Origin of the sequence: Shewanella baltica (genome assembly GCF_900456975.1) — a bacterium.
Classification (GTDB): domain Bacteria; phylum Pseudomonadota; class Gammaproteobacteria; order Enterobacterales; family Shewanellaceae; genus Shewanella; species Shewanella baltica.
This window is the reverse complement of the sequence record NZ_UGYM01000002.1, coordinates 1472925-1490188: the sequence shown is the minus strand read 5'-3', so window position 1 is coordinate 1490188 and position 17264 is coordinate 1472925. Positions and strand designations below refer to the sequence as shown.

Below are 17264 nucleotides of genomic sequence, written 5' to 3'. Positions count from 1 at the left end.
ATGCTTTAGATCACAAAAAGTAGATCACAAAAAATGAGGCCGCAATTAGCGGCCTCATCAATATATAAACCGCCAAATTGCGGCGTCGGCTAAGCGTTAGCGCGAATGCGGTGTAAATAATCTTGCTTTGTAAACTCACCCCAAGGCAGACGTTGACCGTCGAGCACCACGGCATCGATCTCCTCAGCGAGTTGGCGCGCAGAGTTAAGCATAATCGAGAAGTTCATTAAGGCATCGCCGTAGCAAGGTAAAGTCATAAAAAACACCACACCTTGGGTACTGAACTGCTCCATGTTATCAGGGTCAAATACGCCAGGTTTCAGCATGTTAGCAATAGAGAACAAGACTTTACCATTGCCTGCATTATCCACATGGCGATGGAAAATGTTCATATCGCCATATTTAAAATTCAAGGTTAAGAAACAAGGTAGCAGTTCGGCGCCGTTCAGCTGTTGGCCATCTTTTGCGACCACATGTAAAACCAGCACGTCGCGTGGCTCACCTAATTCATCTTCAGCGGCTTGTTCGACAAACGCCTCTTCTTGATGGTCTGCTTGATGTTCATTTTCTTCAAACAAGGCGGTTTGCTGCGGCGCGGCGCGTAGCGCCTGTTCTTGCTCTGCGGCTTTTTGCGCCACGATAGCAGCATGGGATTGACCCATTTGCGGCGCTGGAGTGCTAGTGTGAACATTCGTGTAAGTGTTCGCTTGTGTGCTCAAGACAGGCTCATGGCGCGAAACTTTAGTACCACGGTGTTGCTCTTTTGCAACAGGTGGCTGCAAGCTAAAATCAGGCTGAGCAGGAATAGGCTCGTGTTTCGCTTCTACTTTTAGCTCTGGTTTAAGCCCTTGTTTAAGTTCTGGCGATGTCAATTCTTGCGGCTTAGTCTCTAGCTTCACTTCCTGCTTCAAATAAGGATTGGCCGCGGGAGTCTCGTTGTTAGGCGCAAGTTCGCCAGCTTTACGCACTCGCACAGCGCCAATACCGTCGGCATCAAATCCTTCGGCATCAATTCGCTTAGGGCTCGACTCACCTTTCTCTGCCTGTTTCTTATAAAAATTGCCCATTGGACTATCTTTCAATGACTTAGGTTGTTGTCTTCTGATAGACCAAAATCCATGCACCAGCACAGCAACTATGGCTATGGCGCCTAAAACAAACAATACTAGTTGCAAATCTTCCATTGGTTACCCTGTCTTTGTTCTAGTTATCCAGCGTCAGCCATCGCCACCGCTTGCTCTATGTCTACCGCGACTATACGAGACACACCGGGCTCGTGCATAGTCACGCCTATAAGTTGATCAGCCATTTCCATGGTTATTTTGTTATGGCTGATATAAATAAACTGTACGCTCTGTGACATTTCTTTCAGTAATCGACAGAAACGTTCTACGTTAGCATCGTCTAATGGCGCATCCACTTCGTCAAGCATACAGAAGGGAGCAGGATTCAGCCTAAAAATTGCGAATACCAATGATAAAGCGGTTAAGGCTTTTTCACCACCCGAAAGAAGATGGATTGTGCTGTTCTTCTTACCTGGCGGCTGCGCCATGATAGTGACGCCGGTTTCCAGCAAATCATCGTCCGTTAACGCTAAGTAAGCTCGACCGCCACCAAACACCTTTGGAAATAAGCGTCCGAGATCTTCATTGACTGAGTCAAATGTCGTCTTAAAGCGGCTTCGGGTTTCTTTGTCTATCTTACGGATCGCTTCCTCTAAGGTCGCCAGTCCCTTATTTAAATCGTCATCTTGATGATCAAGATAGGATTTTCGCTCACTTTGCTGTTCAAATTCTTCGATAGCCGCAAGGTTAATCGCACCTAAGCGAACAATTTTCTGCCGTATTTGATCTAAATCACTCTGCCACTTGTCAGGCATGCCCTTCGCGGGCAGGTTTCCAAGGATTTCAGACAGAACAATTTGCTGTTCCTGTAAGGCTTCCAGCTGACTATTGGCTTGGCCTTTTATTCCTTCACGACGTAACTTTAACGTGCTCAGGCTTTGAGTCAAGCCCTCAAGCTTACCAAGCTCTTGTTTTTGCTTTATTCCTATACTGTTTAATGTCTCAGTGAGCCCACTTTGCTGCTGACGGACGTTTTTTAAGCCCTGTTGTTGCTCATGTTGTTGCTGCAATAACTGCGTTAACTGCTCAGTCAGCTGCACACTATTTTGTACGCCACTCAATTGGGCGACTTTGGCAAGTTCAGCTAACACTGACTCACGAGTGTGGATAAGTTCATTGACACGCACTTGCTGTAATTCAATTTGTTCGGTACTGACGGCCATGCGCATCGTTACAGCTTGTAAGGCAGAAGCTGTGGTCGATAACTGACGTTCAACCTCAGTAATACGCGCTTTCAATGCTTGATGGCGCACGCTATCGGCCTGCGTGTCTTGGGTGAGTTGTCGCTGAATATCAATACTCGCCTGCAACGCATCATCAAGCTCTGTTTCTTGCTCTGTCAATACTTCGCATTGCTCGCTCAAGCGCTCAAGGTCAATCAAGCTCGCGCTTAATGCCGCTTCAAGTTTGCTCTGCTGCTCAGCGCGCGCCTTCACTTGCTCAGTTAAGCCACTGAGCTGCATCGACTTTGTCGCTTTATCCAACTGTAATTGATGCAATTTTTGCGCGCCAGCAGTCAATTGTTGTCTTTGCTGCTGCAAGGTAGCCGCAAGTGCCGTCATCTTATCTTGCTGTAGGTGCAAGGATTGCTGCAAATCGAGGATGTTTTGCGCTAACTGGGCTTGCTCTTTGCTGAGCTGTACCAGTGACTGAGCGCCCTCTGTCTTAGTGATTAAAAAACCTTGCCCGAGGAGATACCCGTCGGCGGTGACAATCCGCTCATCGGTCTTTAACTGCGGCAGTAGCTGTTTTGCCGCGTGAATATCTTTTGCCCACTTAAGCCCCGCTAACCAAGGGGCAAGATTCACCTCAGCCTGTAAGTACTCACTCTGAGAGGATTGCGACGTTAACGCTTGAAACCCCATTTCGGTTTCAGTGACGCCAACGGGCAAGGTCAACAAACCATTGAGGGCGAGTTCGGCCGCGGTTTCCCAACCATTTTCAACGGTTAGACTCTGCCATAACTGCGGTTTATCACTTTGCTGTTCCTGCTTAGTCAACCACTGTTCAACCAGCTCATGGCGCGCTTTAGTCGCGGTTAATTGCTGCTGAATGTGCTCGGCGCTATGGCGGGCGTCATCCAAAGCTTGCGTGCTTGCGCTAACAATTTGTTCTTGCTGATGATTAATCTCGGTTTGTAGCCTAGTGGCGTCAGCAAGAGACGCTATTTCTTGTTGCAGTGATGTGATGTTTGAGGCGAGGTCGCTGTCCACTAAAGCGACGAGCTGCGCTTGCTGCTCACTGCTTTGCTGCTGTTTATGCTGTAATAATTGCTGCTGATGCGCTAACTGACTGCGGCGCAGTTCAAGCTGTAACTTATGCTGCGAAACATCCACGGCCTGTTGACGCGCAACTTCAGCCTGCTGCTGGCTGCGCTCTATGCTCATTTCCCATTGGGATTGCAGCTCATCCATGATTTCTTGCTGTTCATCATGCTGCGGCCCAAGCTTAGCAAGCTCAAGTTCTAACTCGCTAAGTCTCGCTTTATAGCCGTTGAGCTTATCGGTGTTTTGCAGGATCTGCTCTTTCACTTGCGCCAACTGGGTTTCGAGCTGGGCATCACGCTGCTTTTGATTCTGTAACTGTTGTTCTAACTTAGCGATTTCGGTGCCCGTCAGATAATAGGCTTCGACTGCGCGTTGTTCTTGCTCCGCTAATTGGGCGAGTTGCACTTGCAATTCAGTAGTTTGCAATTCATCGGTTTGCGCCAGCGACTGCGCCGCCGCTTGCTGCACTTCGATGGCGCGGATTTGCTCAGACAGACTCGCCATCTGATCTTGCAAATCTTGATAGCGCATCACGAGGAGTTCAGCATGGGTCTTGCGCTCGGCCTGTTTAAGCTCGCGATATTGCTTCGCGGCCTTGGCCTGCTGCGCCAGTTTATCTAACTGTTTGCCGAGTTCACTGCGAATATCGCCTAAACGCTCGAGGTTTTCGCGGGTATGGCGGATACGATTTTCGGTTTCGCGGCGGCGTTCTTTATAGCGAGAAATCCCTGCGGCTTCTTCAATAAAAGTGCGCAAGTCTTGGGGTTTAGATTCGATAAGGCGGGAAATAGTGCCCTGCTCAATAATGGCGTAACTGCGCGGACCAAGGCCTGTGCCCATAAACAAATCGGTAATGTCTTTACGGCGACACTTCTGACCATTAAGAAAATACCAAGACTCACCGTCTCGGCTCACCTGACGCTTAACGGCGATTTCTTCGTAACTGGCATACTGACCCGCGAGGCGACCATCTTTATTTTCAAAAATAAGTTCAACACCCGCCACAGACACAGGTTTTCGTGCGCTTGAGCCGTTAAAGATCACGTCGGCCATCGAATCACCGCGCAGATGTTTCGCCGAACTTTCACCCAATACCCAACGCACGGCATCGATCACATTCGATTTACCGCAGCCATTTGGGCCAATAATGGCGGTTAATGCCTGTAAAAAAGGAATTTTAGTGGGATCGACAAACGACTTAAAGCCGGCAAGTTTTATCTGTTTTAATCTCATGGTGCCAGTTAGCGCGTCTCTGAAGTCTGGCCCGAAAATGAGCCCAGTGGTGCAAATGCATTCTGCTGGCAACTTTAACAAAGCAGGCAGCATTTTGTAACGCTTTTTATTGAATTCATGCGGCTTTTAGCTTGTCATCTGCCCATGAGTTGATCACAATCGCAGTTATCTTTATATCAGGCTGTCTCTCAAGCTGTAGCCCAACTTTTTGGAAAGACGATATGACACAGAAGAAAACCTTGCCCTTCCCAGCCAAAAGCGGCGTTAATTATTTTCTCGATGGCTTTGGTTTAATTACACGTAAAGGCCTGCGCACTTTCGTATTTATTCCCTTGATGATCAACCTGCTGCTGTTTGCAGGCGTCATTTATGTAGCAATAGGCCAGTTGGACGCCATGTTCACTTGGATGAACGCCCAGCTGCCTGACTACTTAAGCTGGTTAAACTTTTTACTTTGGCCGCTCGCAGTGACCACTATGCTGGTTATGCTCGCCTTTGTATTTAGCTCGGTAATGAACTGGCTCGCCGCCCCCTTTAATGGTCTGTTGGCTGAAAAAGTCGAGCAGCTATTAACTGGCAAGCCGTTGAATACCGGTACTGGCATCGATTTAATCAAAGACTTACCGCGTATCCTTGGGCGTGAGTGGATCAAGCTCAAATACTATCTGCCCCGCGCGCTAGTATTTTTGTTGCTGTTTTTAGTGCCTATGGTGGGCCAAACGCTGGCGCCAATTTTATGGTTCCTGTTCAGCGCTTGGATGATGGCAATTCAGTACTGCGATTACCCCTTCGATAATCACAAGGTCAGTTTTAAGGATATGCGCTTTGCCTTGAATCAAACCCGTGGCACGAGTTTTAGCTTTGGCGCTACAGTTACACTGTTTTCGATGATCCCTATCGTCAACTTTATCGTGATGCCTGTGGCGATTTGTGGCGCAACGGCCATGTGGGTCGACAAGTATCGTGAAGCCTACCGCAATCATGCAATCGCACCAGAATAATTAAAGATACAAATACTTATCTAAAATGATGTGGGTTTGATATCGATTCCTGCAACATAAAAACAGCCTCAATTGAGGCTGTTTTTATTGATAGGCTTTTTATTAAAAAATTTTCTATAGAGAGATTTTTTATTGATAAAGATCGCAGAACAATCTGCGCTGCCAAGTTCAGCTTAGCACTTCTGCAAAATCACACTGCCGATGGAATATCCCGCGCCAAAAGAACTTAATAAGCCTAAATCACCCGCTTTAAAGTCGCTGGAATACTTATGAAATGCAATCACAGAGCCCGCAGATGCGGTATTGGCGTACTCGTCTAATACGACAGGCGCTTGTTCTGCTGACACATCATCCCCAAGCAGCTTTCTCACCACAAACTGATTCATGTTGATGTTCGCTTGATGCAACCACAAACGCTTGAAAGACTGCGGTGTTAACGCTTGTTCGGCCAGATGTTCATCCAAATGTTGATAAATCATCGGCAGCAGCTCTTTAAACACTTTGCGCCCTTGTTGGTGGAACAGTTTATCGGCTTGATGGGCAGCACTGGGATCGCAGCGATTCAAGAAACCAAAATTACTGCGAATATTATTCGAATAATCGGTAAAACAGCGGCTTGAGAGAATTTTAAACACATTGTCAGATTGAGCTAGGCTTTGCTCTTCCAGTACCAGTGCGGTCGAGACATCACCAAAGATAAAATGGCTGTCACGGTCGCGGTAGTTCACCTGCGCCGAACAAATCTCTGGGTTGATGACGAGTACTCTTGAAGCTGAGCCCGTCGCAATCGCATTGGCAGCGGCAACTATTGCAAAGGTTGCCGATGAACACGCCACTTGCATGTCGTAACCATAACCGCGCGTACCGAGTGCACGTTGAATTTCAATTGCCATCGCAGGATAGGCACGCTGAGTATAAGCACAGGCAACAATCACCAGATCAATCTGTTCGGCTTTGATATTGGCATTGTTAAGTGCCATCAATGCGGCTTCAACCCCAATTTCAGCCTGCATAGATAATTCGTCGCTGCTGCGCTCTGGAATTAACGGCATCATGACTTCGGGATCGAGAATGCCCTCTTTCACCATCACATATCTGTGCTTGATGCCTGAGGCCTTTTCAATAAATTCGCTTGAAGAATAGGACAAAGCCGCGACATGGCCTTGCTCGATTAAGCCTGCATTTTCAATATTATAAATATCCACATAGGCATTGAAGCTCTCAACTAAGGCTTCATTAGAAATACTGTGGGGCGGCGTAAATAAGCCACTCCCCGAAATCACGACCTGTTTCATAGGTGCTCCGAACGGGTGCTTGTTGTAAGGTGAGCAGAGGCGGCATCATCACTCGTAAGCGCTGGCGCTAACTCACTTTGCCCCTGTACTTGCTGCTCTAATCGTTGCTTTTTATGCATTTGTGCTAAGTCTATCACGACTGTTGAAGATATTTTATCTTGGATCCCCTGCCGATTGGCATCCCAAAATATTTGCATAAAGCCAAGTAAGCCAGTGGTGAAGCCTGCGGCGTAACCACCATAACGGCCAAAGGCGGCCCATAAACTGATTTTAGCGCCATCGAGCTGGATCACCCGAATGCCAAGCATCTTCTTCCCTAAAGTTTGACCATCAAACCGCGCGGTAAAGACGGTAAAGTAAAACGCCGCCCAACCAAAGCCCAATCCCATATCACTCATAAAGCCTTTAACCCAAGCGATAACACTGTGGGTGGTGGATTCATCGTCATCATCGACGCTTTTCACTCTTGTGCTTGGCGAAGGTACTGTTTTGGTTGTACCTGTCGTTTCGGTTACTTTTGCAGTGTTAGCCGCAATACCTTGCGCGGGGTCAGTTGGTTCAATATTTTCAATGGCTTGTGTCGACTTAGGCTCAGACTGAGTATCAAGCGTTGGCAGCTCAGCTTGGGGCGCGATAACCGGCCACAAGGTGCCATCAAGGACTTCCATCTGGAGCTTTTCGCTGTCTGCGGCAGACAAACTACTGTTGGTTATGGCGCTTAGGACTATCTCCCGTCGCTCAATCTCTGTCATGCCCTTTGATGCTGAAGCATTTTCTATCACCTCGCGCAGGGATTGAACTTGAGTTTTACCACAAGCGTAATTATCACAAAGGCTCAACGAAATGATGGCCGGAAGCGAGGTAAGAATTTGTTTCCCCAATGCTGCCCCCTCTACTACCTGCTCATTATCGGTATTGTTTGAGCCATTAACATTAAGCAGGTTATCGGCGGTCGTGAGCAGCATAAAAGCCAACATCGCGGCATATAGTCCCCATTTGAGTAAACGACCCAATTTATGACTGCGTTTCTCAATATAAATGATACCGACCACCAGCAATACAAACATCCAATCCATCTGCTCCGCTAACACTGTGATCAGCAAGCCATCAATCAACATGGCTAAAGCGCGTTTTAGCGGCGCCGCCAATGGCGTATAAAGCACAGTGTCTGCAATGGTAAAAGCATGGGGAGTCACCATAGTTTTTGGGTCTTTGCCCAAATCCGTTTGCTGTTGTTTCATGTTTGCGTCTTATCCGATACGAGTGATAGGCTTGTTTTACGATTGATACATCAAGAAGTTATCCTTGCGAATGCAACAATCTTTTCTATGTTAGCAAGAGGTTAACACAGTTAAACTGGCTGCCAATCAGGGTTTGCGAATAACAGCACATCCTTTAATAACCAAATCGAATAAAGAAGAACAAACAATCACTTCTAAAAGCGCCACAGCAGATTATGATTCAGTAGTGCCAACATAGGAGCAAGCAATCCATGAGCAAAATTTTCGAAGACAATTCATATACTATTGGTAATACCCCGCTAGTACGTTTAAACCGTGTTAGCCAAGGTAAAGTGCTGGCCAAAGTCGAAGCGCGTAACCCAAGTTTCAGTGTTAAATGCCGTATCGGTGCCAATATGATTTGGGATGCCGAGAAAAAGGGTCTACTGACTAAAGATCACGAGCTGATTGAGCCGACGTCTGGTAACACAGGTATTGCGCTGGCGTATGTTGCCGCGGCCCGTGGTTATAAGCTTACCCTGACGATGCCAAATACCATGAGTTTAGAGCGTCGTAAACTGCTCAAAGCCCTTGGCGCAAATCTCGTGCTGACAGAAGGCGCGAAAGGCATGAAAGGTGCGATTGATAAAGCGGAAGAAATCCGTCAATCGGCTCCTGAAAAATACATTTTGTTACAGCAGTTTAATAACCCTGCTAACCCAGAAATCCACGAAAAAACCACAGGTCCAGAAATCTGGAATGATACCGATGGCGAAGTGGATGTGTTTGTTGCCGGTGTAGGTACGGGCGGTACGATTACAGGTGTCAGCCGTTACTTGAAAAAAGTAGCAGGCAAAACCATTACCTCAGTGGCGGTTGAACCAGCAGATTCTCCTGTGATTGCGCAAACCTTAGCGGGTTTACCGGTACAACCTGGTCCACATAAAATCCAAGGTATTGGTGCAGGCTTTATCCCTGGTAACTTAGATTTAGAGTTGATTGACCGCGTAGAAGCTGTCACCAATGATGAAGCCATCGACATGGCCCGTCGCTTAATGCAAGAAGAAGGCATTTTAGTGGGTATTTCATCGGGTGCCGCCGTTGTCGCCGCAAACCGTATCGCTGAATTGCCAGAATTTGCGGGCAAAACCATTGTGGTAATTTTGCCATCGGCTGCCGAACGTTACTTATCTTCAGTTTTGTTCCAAGGCCAATTCGGCGACGAAGAAAACATTCAATAGTCGACGTTAGATTCCCCTTTAAAATACCCAGCCCTTTAAATACCCAGCCTCTGCTGGGTATTTTTATTTGTGACATTGCATTAATTAGATCCCGACTGCAGAGCGCAAACAAGTTCCGGCTCAAGTTTGGATGCAGCTCATAGTTCTCAGTATCACCAGTAGCATTAGCGGCTCAGTGAGTTATAAAGAACGGATATTCTCGTCAATCCATTCCTTTTTATGCCTTTTTACCGCACTCCAAGTCATATCAGCGCCTTTAATGCTAAGTTTGAAGCGCAAAAAATCGCCTTTGGCCCCATTAGTTTCCAAGTCGCCCACTGCCTGCTCAAATTCGATGTGTTAGCGCAAATAGATAGCGCGGCTGAACGTGGTATCACTGCGGCCGAGTTAAGCCAATCGACACCACTGAGCGAGTACGCCCTTGGAGTCTTGCTGGATATGGGGCTCAGCATGGGGCTCGTTTGGCAGCATGAGTCTGGCTATGTGCTCGACAAAACGGGGCACTTTTTACTCCATGACGACATGGCCGCCATCAACCTTAACTTTGTGCAGGACGTTTGTTATCAAGGCCTTTTTAGCCTTGATACCGCACTACTCGAAGGCAAGGCCGCAGGACTTAAAGTTTTCGGTGACTGGGATACTATCTACCCCGCCTTGAAGGATTTACCACCCAAAGCGAAACAGAGCTGGTTTGCCTTCGATCATTACTATTCGGATCATGCCTTTCCACAGCTTCTGCCGTTAGTGTTTGCCCATAAGCCAAGCCATTTAGTGGATATAGGCGGCAACACAGGCAAATGGGCGCTGAGCTGCTGTGACTATGACGCCAACATTGAAGTCACGATCATGGATTACCCAGGACAACTTGAAGTGGCGACGCAAAATGCCATCGCACGGGGCGTTGCCGCGCGAGTCCATACCTTTGCCACCGATCTGCTGGACGACACCCTGCCTTTTGTCGATGGCGCGGATACTTACTGGATGAGCCAGTTTCTAGATTGCTTTTCAACAAGCCAGATCCTGAGCATTTTACAACGCACGGCAAAGGCAATGACGCCAAACAGCCAACTCTTTATCGTCGAAACCTTTTGGGATAGACAGCCATCGGCCGCCTCTGCCTACTGCGTAAATGCCACTAGCCTCTATTTCAGCGCCATGGCCAATGGCAATAGCCGCATGTATCACTCTAAGGATTTATTGGCCCTGCTTCACCAAGCGGGACTGTATGTGGATGAAGATACAGACAATCTTGGCCTAGGGCACACGCTACTGCGCTGTAAACTCAAACCTAAGTTTAATGGCAACCATTAAGTAAATAAAATTTACTTAATGAATAAAATTAATCAAATTTATTTATCATTGATACCCGCAGTAAACTGAGGACATCAAAACAGCGCCCCAAAAAAGCGATGTTAAGCATTGTCAGTATTGAGAGGTATTCAACATGACTTCAAAACGCAAACGCTGGACATCCCACGCAGCTAAACTTCCCAGCCCTATGGCAGGGCTGGCACTTGCCATTGCCAGCTTAGGTTGGACTTGGGAGAACATGACACCTTCACTTAATGGCGCAGGACAACTCACAGGCGCCATCATCGCCTCTGTGTTGCTGTTACTGCTCATGGGTAAGTTTATGCTGCATCCGACTATTCTAAAGGACGAACTCAGCCACCCAGTGATTGGTAGCGTGATCCCCACCTTCGCCATGGGGCTGATGGTCGTGTCTAAAACACTCGGCGATTATTTCCCCCAAGCTGGCTTAACCCTGTGGCTAGTGGCCATAGGTATACATGTGATCTTCTTAAGCGCGTTTATCTACTACCGCGCCATCGATTTTAAACTCGAGCACATGGTACCAAGTTGGTTTGTGCCACCGATTGGCATCATAGTCGCGGCGGTGTCTTTCCCTGTATCTGACTACCAATGGCTAGCAAACGCCATTTTGGTTTTTGGGATGTTAGCTTACTTAGTCATGCTGCCTTTAATGCTCTATCGCCTCATTTTCTGTCAGGCGATACCTGATGCCGCTAAACCAACCATCGCCATTCTCGCGGCGCCCGCCAGTTTATCACTCGCTGGCTATCTGACCGTTTGCGAGCAGGCGTCAATTCCCTTAGTCGCCTTACTGCTGAGCATCGCCATTTTGATGACGAGCATCATCTACTTGGCCTTCTTTCACCTGTTAAAGCTGCCCTTTAGCCCAGGATACGCCGCCTTTACCTTCCCAATGGTTATCGGTGCTACCGCGCTCTTTAAAACCTCCGCTTGGTTAACCCAGTTCAATAACATGGGTGAGTTAGCGATATGGATAAAATACTTAGCAGAATTCGAGCTTGTGATCGCCACCTTAGTGGTTGTCTATGTTGCTCTACGCTATTTAGGACACTATTTTCCAGTACGCTTTAAAGCGATAGAACAAACAACCATACTTGAGAGTAAATAAACAGAATTACAGTTTGTAAAATGTATTCGTTTAACATGAGAGATTATTTTCAAACTAGACCATAAACCAAAAGGAAGGTGAATATATATTCACCTTACTTTTATATTTAAGCGATTACACTTTTGATATTAATTTTAACAAAAGATTACTTATTAACCTTTACAAGATTGAGTGCTGTAATTATTGAGTCCATCACTACAAATCGTGGATAACAAAATTACATTAAATTAAACCGCACAAAAAACCTTATACCACCTAACACTTAAAGCTTTTAATTCCAAATATATAGAATGGCAAACCATATATTAATCAGCTTTTATCTTTTTTACATGAAAATAATTAAAAAATATTATTTTCACAACTCAACACTCGATCCAAAATAAAAAACAAAAACAAAACACCTCATTAACAAAGCGCGCAAGAACAAGAAACAAAAAGAAGTATCACAAACAAATTCCTCAGTAAATACACAAAACTTCCATGTTTATTGGCTCAAGACAAATCTACTTACAAACTTTAAATGATTTAAACTAACAAATTAACAACAAAATCCATTAAAGCTCAGTGTTGCACTTGTTATTTTCTTGTGGTTATATCCTGAGCTTAATTAAATGAGTGCTTATTCTTTACATAAGTAACCATTTAAGAAAAATAAAAATAAACATACAACATGTGTTAAGGGAGAATAAAATGCGCACAAATTCTACATTAGCCAAAGCCGTTCGCTTTGCATTAATAGGTGGAGCAACTACTGCAGCTTTATCAACAACAGCGGTATTTGCTGCTGAAGACGGCGCCAAAGTTGAACGTATTGCTGTAACAGGCTCTCGTATTCAAAGAACTAACTTAGAAACATCAACACCAATAACTATGTTTTCTGCAGCAGACATAGAAAAAACAGGGTTCTCTACCGTTTCTGAGTTTTTAAGAACTAATGCTGCGTCTGGTGGATTTAACGAATCATCAACCTTAAGTCAGGCAGCTGGTGCTTCATCAATTGGTGTAAAAGGATTTGATTCAGATTATACACTTATTCTATTGAACGGCCGTCGCATCGCAAAAAATACCGCAGGCGGTATTTTTACTGACGTAAACCAAGTGCCTATGGCAGCCGTTGAGCGAATCGACATTCTTAATGATGGTGCTTCTGCAATTTATGGTTCTGATGCCGTTGCTGGTGTAATTAACATTATCACTAAGAAAGACTTCGACGGTGTAGCATTGAGTGCTAAATATGGCGCAGCATCTGACCATTGGGATGGGAACGAATTATCCACATCAATTGTTGCTGGTGCAAGTAACGAAAAAACTAGCATTTTATTCTCAGCAGAACATTTTGCACGCGATGTAATACAAGGCTCCGATCGTGAGTTTGGTAGAACTTCATTCATTGAAGGACATGAAGGTGGTGAAGGCCGTTCTCCTTGGGGTATCCCTGGCTTTACCAATATTAACTCAGCACTAGTAGATGGTAAGCGTTTAGATAATGCTGCAAAAGGTCAAGGTGAAGCCCCTTGGTCTAGTTGCCCTCCTGAAAGTATTTCTGGTACTCGTTGTTTATTTGACACATCTTCTTTATACCAACTACAACCTAAGTCAGAACGACAGTCAATTTTCACTAGTATCAATCATGAGATGAATGATGACCTAACGTTTAATGGTCAATTCCGTTACACTCGTGCATATACTAAAACCTCTAATGCTCCGGCTCCAGGTCAAGTCGATGTATCTAACAGTCCATTCCTAGCGGATTTTTTACGAAATGACCGTTATAAAGATGACCAAGCAAAAGCTGAAGAAATTATCCGTTTAGTTGAAGCGGGTGAAGCCAACGTTATTGTCGGCCGTCGTTACCTTGATTTTGGGAATCGTGAAAAAGACAATACAAACGAAACATTCGAAACTGTTGGTGGTTTAAATTATAACATCGACGATAATTGGGGCTTAGACTTTGATATTGGTTTTTCTCGTTTAACCAACCGTCAAATTGGCTCAGCGGGTCAATTATTATCCGCAGGTGTTGCAGATGCATTCAATGATCCTAAGTCAAAACTGAATCCATTCGTTATTAATAACTGTAATTCAGCAGAATTAGCTGATACATGCCGAGATCTACAAGCATCAATTCATCGTACAGGCGAATATACAGTCTCTTTCTCTTCTCTTGTCTTATCAGGACTGCTCCCAGGAATTGAGTTACCTGGTGGTGAAATTGGTTTAGCTACTGGTTTAGATATACGCCAAGAGAAATATACCGACCGCTCAGATCCAGCCTCTGTAAATGGTGAAGTGATCGGCGGTGCAGGTTCAAACGGTGGTGGTAAATTTGATAACCTTGCAGGTTTCATCGAACTTTCATTACCCGTACTTGAGAATCTAGAAGTCAGCCTAGCTGCTCGCCAAGATAAAGCGGATTGGGAACTAGCGGATGCAAGTGATACGACTTATTCAGCCAAAGTATCATATCGCCCTATTGACGACTTATTGCTACGAGCATCATACGGAACAGGCTTTAAAGCACCAAACCTAAGCGATTTATTCCTATCAACATCGTTTGGTGTTACTAAAGCTATTGATACTAAGCTGTGTAATGCTGCTGGCAATGTTCAAAGCCACCCAGATTGTCAGCGCATCGAGTTAAACTCGAAAAGCGGTGGCAATCCAGAGCTAACACCTGAAACATCAAAATCTTACAACTTAGGTGCGGTTTATCAGCTAACAGACAACTTATCACTATCTGTCGATTTCTGGTCACTTCAAATAGACGACGTTGTAGGTAGCCTTGCTATTCAAGAGGTTCTGGATGAAGAAGCAAAAGGAAATTTGACAAACTTAGTCGTACGTAACTCAGAAGGCCGTCTAACGGACTCAGAAAGAAACGGTTATGTTCAAACTAACAGACAAAACCTGACAGAACAAAGTGCAACTGGCTTAAACTATGATCTTCAATATAGCAGTGAGTTCTCATTTGGTACTTTGAAGTCAAGCTTACAAGCAGAACAGTTCCTAAGCTATAAAACACAATCTTCAGCGGTACAACCTTTATGTGATGATATTGCTGATAATTCAATGCGCGACTATCGTATTAACGGCAGCATTTCATTAGAACAAAATGATTTTGTAACCTCACTTAATATGCGTTACCTCCCTGGGTACGAAATGTATGATAAGCGGAATACAGGTAACAAGTCTTGCCAATTAGTTGGTTACTACGACGTTGGCGCTGAAGTTAATGCTAATGGTGATTTAGTTAACCCTGGCAGAAGTCAACATGTGGCAGCTTATGTACAGTTTGATTTAACAACGGCTTACTATTTTGCGGATGACAATAAAGTTACCTTAGGGGTTCGTAACTTACTGGATAGACAGCCATCATTCAGTCAAGTAGATAAATGGCCTTTCTATGATCAAGGTGTCTATGACAATATCGGCCGCTTCGTTTATCTACAATATGATGTGAAGTTCTAATATCGTCTTTATCAATTAGAACCTAACCCAAAAACGGCATCTTCGGATGCCGTTTTTATTTGCTTCATTTACGAAGCCCAGTAAATAAGCATAAAAATGCCCAGCGATTTGCCGGGCATTTCTTATCCTTCAACGGGTCATTTAAAACATTCTAGGAATGCTTCGTCAGCTTGATTTCACTCGCATGTTGAGGTTTTTCGGTATGTGAATGGGGCGCAGAAAAGTGCTCATGGTGAGCTTTGTGTGGATCGCTTGATGTCGTTTTCCCCTGCTCTATCCACCAATAACCTAAACCCACAATCACACCGCCGCCGACAATATTACCTAGGGTGACTGGGATTAAGTTGTTGAATATAAAATTAGTTACAGTTAAATCGGCAAACTGCTCTTGAGTCACACCTAAAGATGCAAAGAATTCTGGGCTGGCGATAGATTGGATCATCATCCCCATAGGCACCATAAACAGATTAGCGATACTGTGTTCAAAACCGCTGCTGACGAACATGGCCACGGGTAAGATCAACAGTAGGGATTTAGTCAACACATCACGGCTGGCGAAGGTCATCCACACGCCTAAACACACCAACATGTTACACAAAATGCCTAAGCTAAAGGCTTGGATCCATGTGTGATGCAGTTTGTGCTGCGCCACTTTAAGGGCATTTAATCCCCAGTTACCACCATCGAGTTCATACATGCCCGCGGCGGTGATCAAACAAACCATCAGTATAGCGCCGACAAAATTGCCCGCATAAACCCGGCACCAACATTTGAGTAATTCAGCGCCAGAGACTTGTTTTTGTGCCCAGGCGACGGTACTGAGTACTGAACTGGTGAACAGCTCGCCGCCGCAAACGACCACTAAAATCAGGCCTAAACTAAAGGCTATCCCACCAACGAAGCGAACTAACCCCCAAGACGCATCGCCAGCACCTGTGGTCACTGTCAGATAAAATACAAAGGCTAAGGCGATGAAGGCGCCAGCAAACACAGCCAGACCAAAGGATTGCCAAGGCGCTTTAACCACTTTGCTGGTACCGTAAATTTCCGCCTGATTATAACAACTAAAGTGCGCTGAAACCTGTGGTGCTTCGTGGGCACTGTTTGTCACAGTGGAGGTTGATGATGGATTTGGGCTTTTCATTGCATGACTCCAACTTCAGATAAACAGACTTGAATGCGTAGCATATATCTCTCCTGCAGCGCCGTTGCGCAGATAGCACGAATCAAAACCGAGATGTTGATTTGCTGAAAATGATGATTCACTAAAGTCTCGCTTTGTACCATACAACGCGCTAATGCTGTGAAGTAGATATTGCTAAAGCGTGATGTTATTCACACCAAAAATGTGAAAACTTTGAAGCCAAAAACACAAAAGGTTAATTGGTCTTACCAATATCGGTCAATTTTAGCCATCAGAATGACATGCTATTTAGGTTGTCCATAACACCAAAATGGCTCGTATCCAGCTAATTCAACTCTCAAGTACACTCGTTATCAAACTCGCTATCAAACGGTTCACAAAATCAGCTTCAGTAAACTCAGATCTACTCAGTCGTTAAGCATTGCTTTGGCAGTAAAGCATAGATGTGGCAATAGATTGACTCGCACACTTCAATATCGACTGGAGTGACTCCGCCAGCGCTCCACGCCTCAGTATTGACAGTTTGGCCCAGCAGCAAGCGACAACATGCCTGATGAGTAGCAAAAGCCTTACTCAGCCACTCTTTTATGATTTTTAGCGGAATTCAGGTATTACCGTTTGGCCTGTGGGGAGAACCCTATGCCACTCCCTAAACATCAACGAGATTAGCGAATAAACTACAATTAATACAAATAGCTAACAATGAGCTTGTTTCCACGTCACGAACACAACAGCCACTGCTAAACCCTGCTTATCCGGCCATCACGCCACCCCAGCAAAAATCAATCTATACGAGGATAGATTTCTCCTAGAGAAAGGTGGACAGTA

General features: G+C 45.3%; 10 protein-coding genes. 5 read left to right on the top strand and 5 right to left on the bottom strand.

Annotated features, from left to right (window positions below; translation table 11 throughout):
• Window positions 1-89: 89 nt before the first annotated feature.
• Window positions 90-1184 (bottom strand): cell division protein ZipA, encoded by a 1095-nt coding sequence (zipA, locus tag DYH48_RS06680; RefSeq protein ID WP_115334353.1) that lies wholly within the window; start codon window positions 1182-1184, stop codon window positions 90-92.
• A 23-nt stretch (window positions 1185-1207) separates the two neighbouring features.
• Window positions 1208-4624, bottom strand: coding sequence for a chromosome segregation protein SMC (locus DYH48_RS06675; RefSeq protein ID WP_037392892.1), 3417 nt, complete (start codon window positions 4622-4624; stop codon window positions 1208-1210).
• A 221-nt stretch (window positions 4625-4845) separates the two neighbouring features.
• Here DYH48_RS06675 and cysZ point away from each other — a divergent pair, with 221 nt between their 5' ends.
• Entirely contained in the window at window positions 4846-5625 is a 780-nt protein-coding gene (cysZ, locus tag DYH48_RS06670) for a sulfate transporter CysZ (protein ID WP_006082150.1), read from the top strand.
• 173 nt (window positions 5626-5798) lie between these two features.
• On the opposite strand, the gene DYH48_RS06665 is transcribed toward cysZ, so the two are convergent.
• Together DYH48_RS06665 and DYH48_RS06660 are read right to left on the bottom strand one after the other, a co-directional pair.
• Window positions 5799-6920 (bottom strand): beta-ketoacyl-ACP synthase III, encoded by a 1122-nt coding sequence (locus tag DYH48_RS06665; RefSeq protein ID WP_115334352.1) that lies wholly within the window; start codon window positions 6918-6920, stop codon window positions 5799-5801.
• Window positions 6917-8161 (bottom strand): RDD family protein, encoded by a 1245-nt coding sequence (locus DYH48_RS06660; RefSeq protein WP_115334351.1) that lies wholly within the window; start codon window positions 8159-8161, stop codon window positions 6917-6919. Before DYH48_RS06660 ends, DYH48_RS06665 begins: the two co-directional genes overlap by 4 nt.
• Window positions 8162-8412: 251 nt before the next feature.
• Between DYH48_RS06660 and cysK the strand changes: the two genes are divergently transcribed.
• From cysK to DYH48_RS06640, 4 genes are all read left to right on the top strand, one after another.
• Window positions 8413-9381 (top strand): cysteine synthase A, encoded by a 969-nt coding sequence (gene cysK / locus DYH48_RS06655; RefSeq protein WP_006085400.1) that lies wholly within the window; start codon window positions 8413-8415, stop codon window positions 9379-9381.
• A gap of 219 nt (window positions 9382-9600) precedes the next feature.
• Window positions 9601-10692 carry a methyltransferase gene (locus DYH48_RS06650; RefSeq protein ID WP_006085402.1) on the top strand — a complete coding sequence of 364 codons (1092 nt, stop codon included), beginning with the start codon at window positions 9601-9603 and terminating at the stop codon, window positions 10690-10692.
• Between the two features lie 133 nt (window positions 10693-10825).
• Window positions 10826-11824 carry a TDT family transporter gene (locus DYH48_RS06645; protein ID WP_115334350.1) on the top strand — a complete coding sequence of 333 codons (999 nt, stop codon included), beginning with the start codon at window positions 10826-10828 and terminating at the stop codon, window positions 11822-11824.
• A gap of 690 nt (window positions 11825-12514) precedes the next feature.
• Window positions 12515-15292: a TonB-dependent receptor domain-containing protein gene (locus tag DYH48_RS06640; protein WP_115334349.1), complete on the top strand. Its 2778-nt coding sequence runs from the start codon at window positions 12515-12517 to the stop codon at window positions 15290-15292.
• 151 nt (window positions 15293-15443) lie between these two features.
• Here the strand turns inward: DYH48_RS06640 and focA are convergent, their stop codons facing one another.
• A complete protein-coding gene (focA, locus tag DYH48_RS06635; RefSeq protein ID WP_115334348.1) occupies window positions 15444-16436 on the bottom strand; it encodes a formate transporter FocA in 993 nt (330 codons plus the stop codon).
• Between the last annotated feature and the right edge of the window lie 828 nt (window positions 16437-17264).

Excerpts from the sequence above, each read along its gene's own strand:
- DYH48_RS06645 (WP_115334350.1), top strand. The coding sequence starts at position 10,826 with ATGACTTCAAAACGCAAACGCTGGACATCCCACGCAGCTAAACTTCCC.
- DYH48_RS06640 (WP_115334349.1), top strand. The coding sequence starts at position 12,515 with ATGCGCACAAATTCTACATTAGCCAAAGCCGTTCGCTTTGCATTAATA.
- zipA (WP_115334353.1), bottom strand. The coding sequence starts at position 1,184 with ATGGAAGATTTGCAACTAGTATTGTTTGTTTTAGGCGCCATAGCCATA.
- DYH48_RS06675 (WP_037392892.1), bottom strand. The coding sequence starts at position 4,624 with ATGAGATTAAAACAGATAAAACTTGCCGGCTTTAAGTCGTTTGTCGAT.
- focA (WP_115334348.1), bottom strand. The coding sequence starts at position 16,436 with ATGAAAAGCCCAAATCCATCATCAACCTCCACTGTGACAAACAGTGCC.
- DYH48_RS06665 (WP_115334352.1), bottom strand. The coding sequence starts at position 6,920 with ATGAAACAGGTCGTGATTTCGGGGAGTGGCTTATTTACGCCGCCCCAC.
- DYH48_RS06660 (WP_115334351.1), bottom strand. The coding sequence starts at position 8,161 with ATGAAACAACAGCAAACGGATTTGGGCAAAGACCCAAAAACTATGGTG.
- cysK (WP_006085400.1), top strand. The coding sequence starts at position 8,413 with ATGAGCAAAATTTTCGAAGACAATTCATATACTATTGGTAATACCCCG.
- DYH48_RS06650 (WP_006085402.1), top strand. The coding sequence starts at position 9,601 with ATGCCTTTTTACCGCACTCCAAGTCATATCAGCGCCTTTAATGCTAAG.
- cysZ (WP_006082150.1), top strand. The coding sequence starts at position 4,846 with ATGACACAGAAGAAAACCTTGCCCTTCCCAGCCAAAAGCGGCGTTAAT.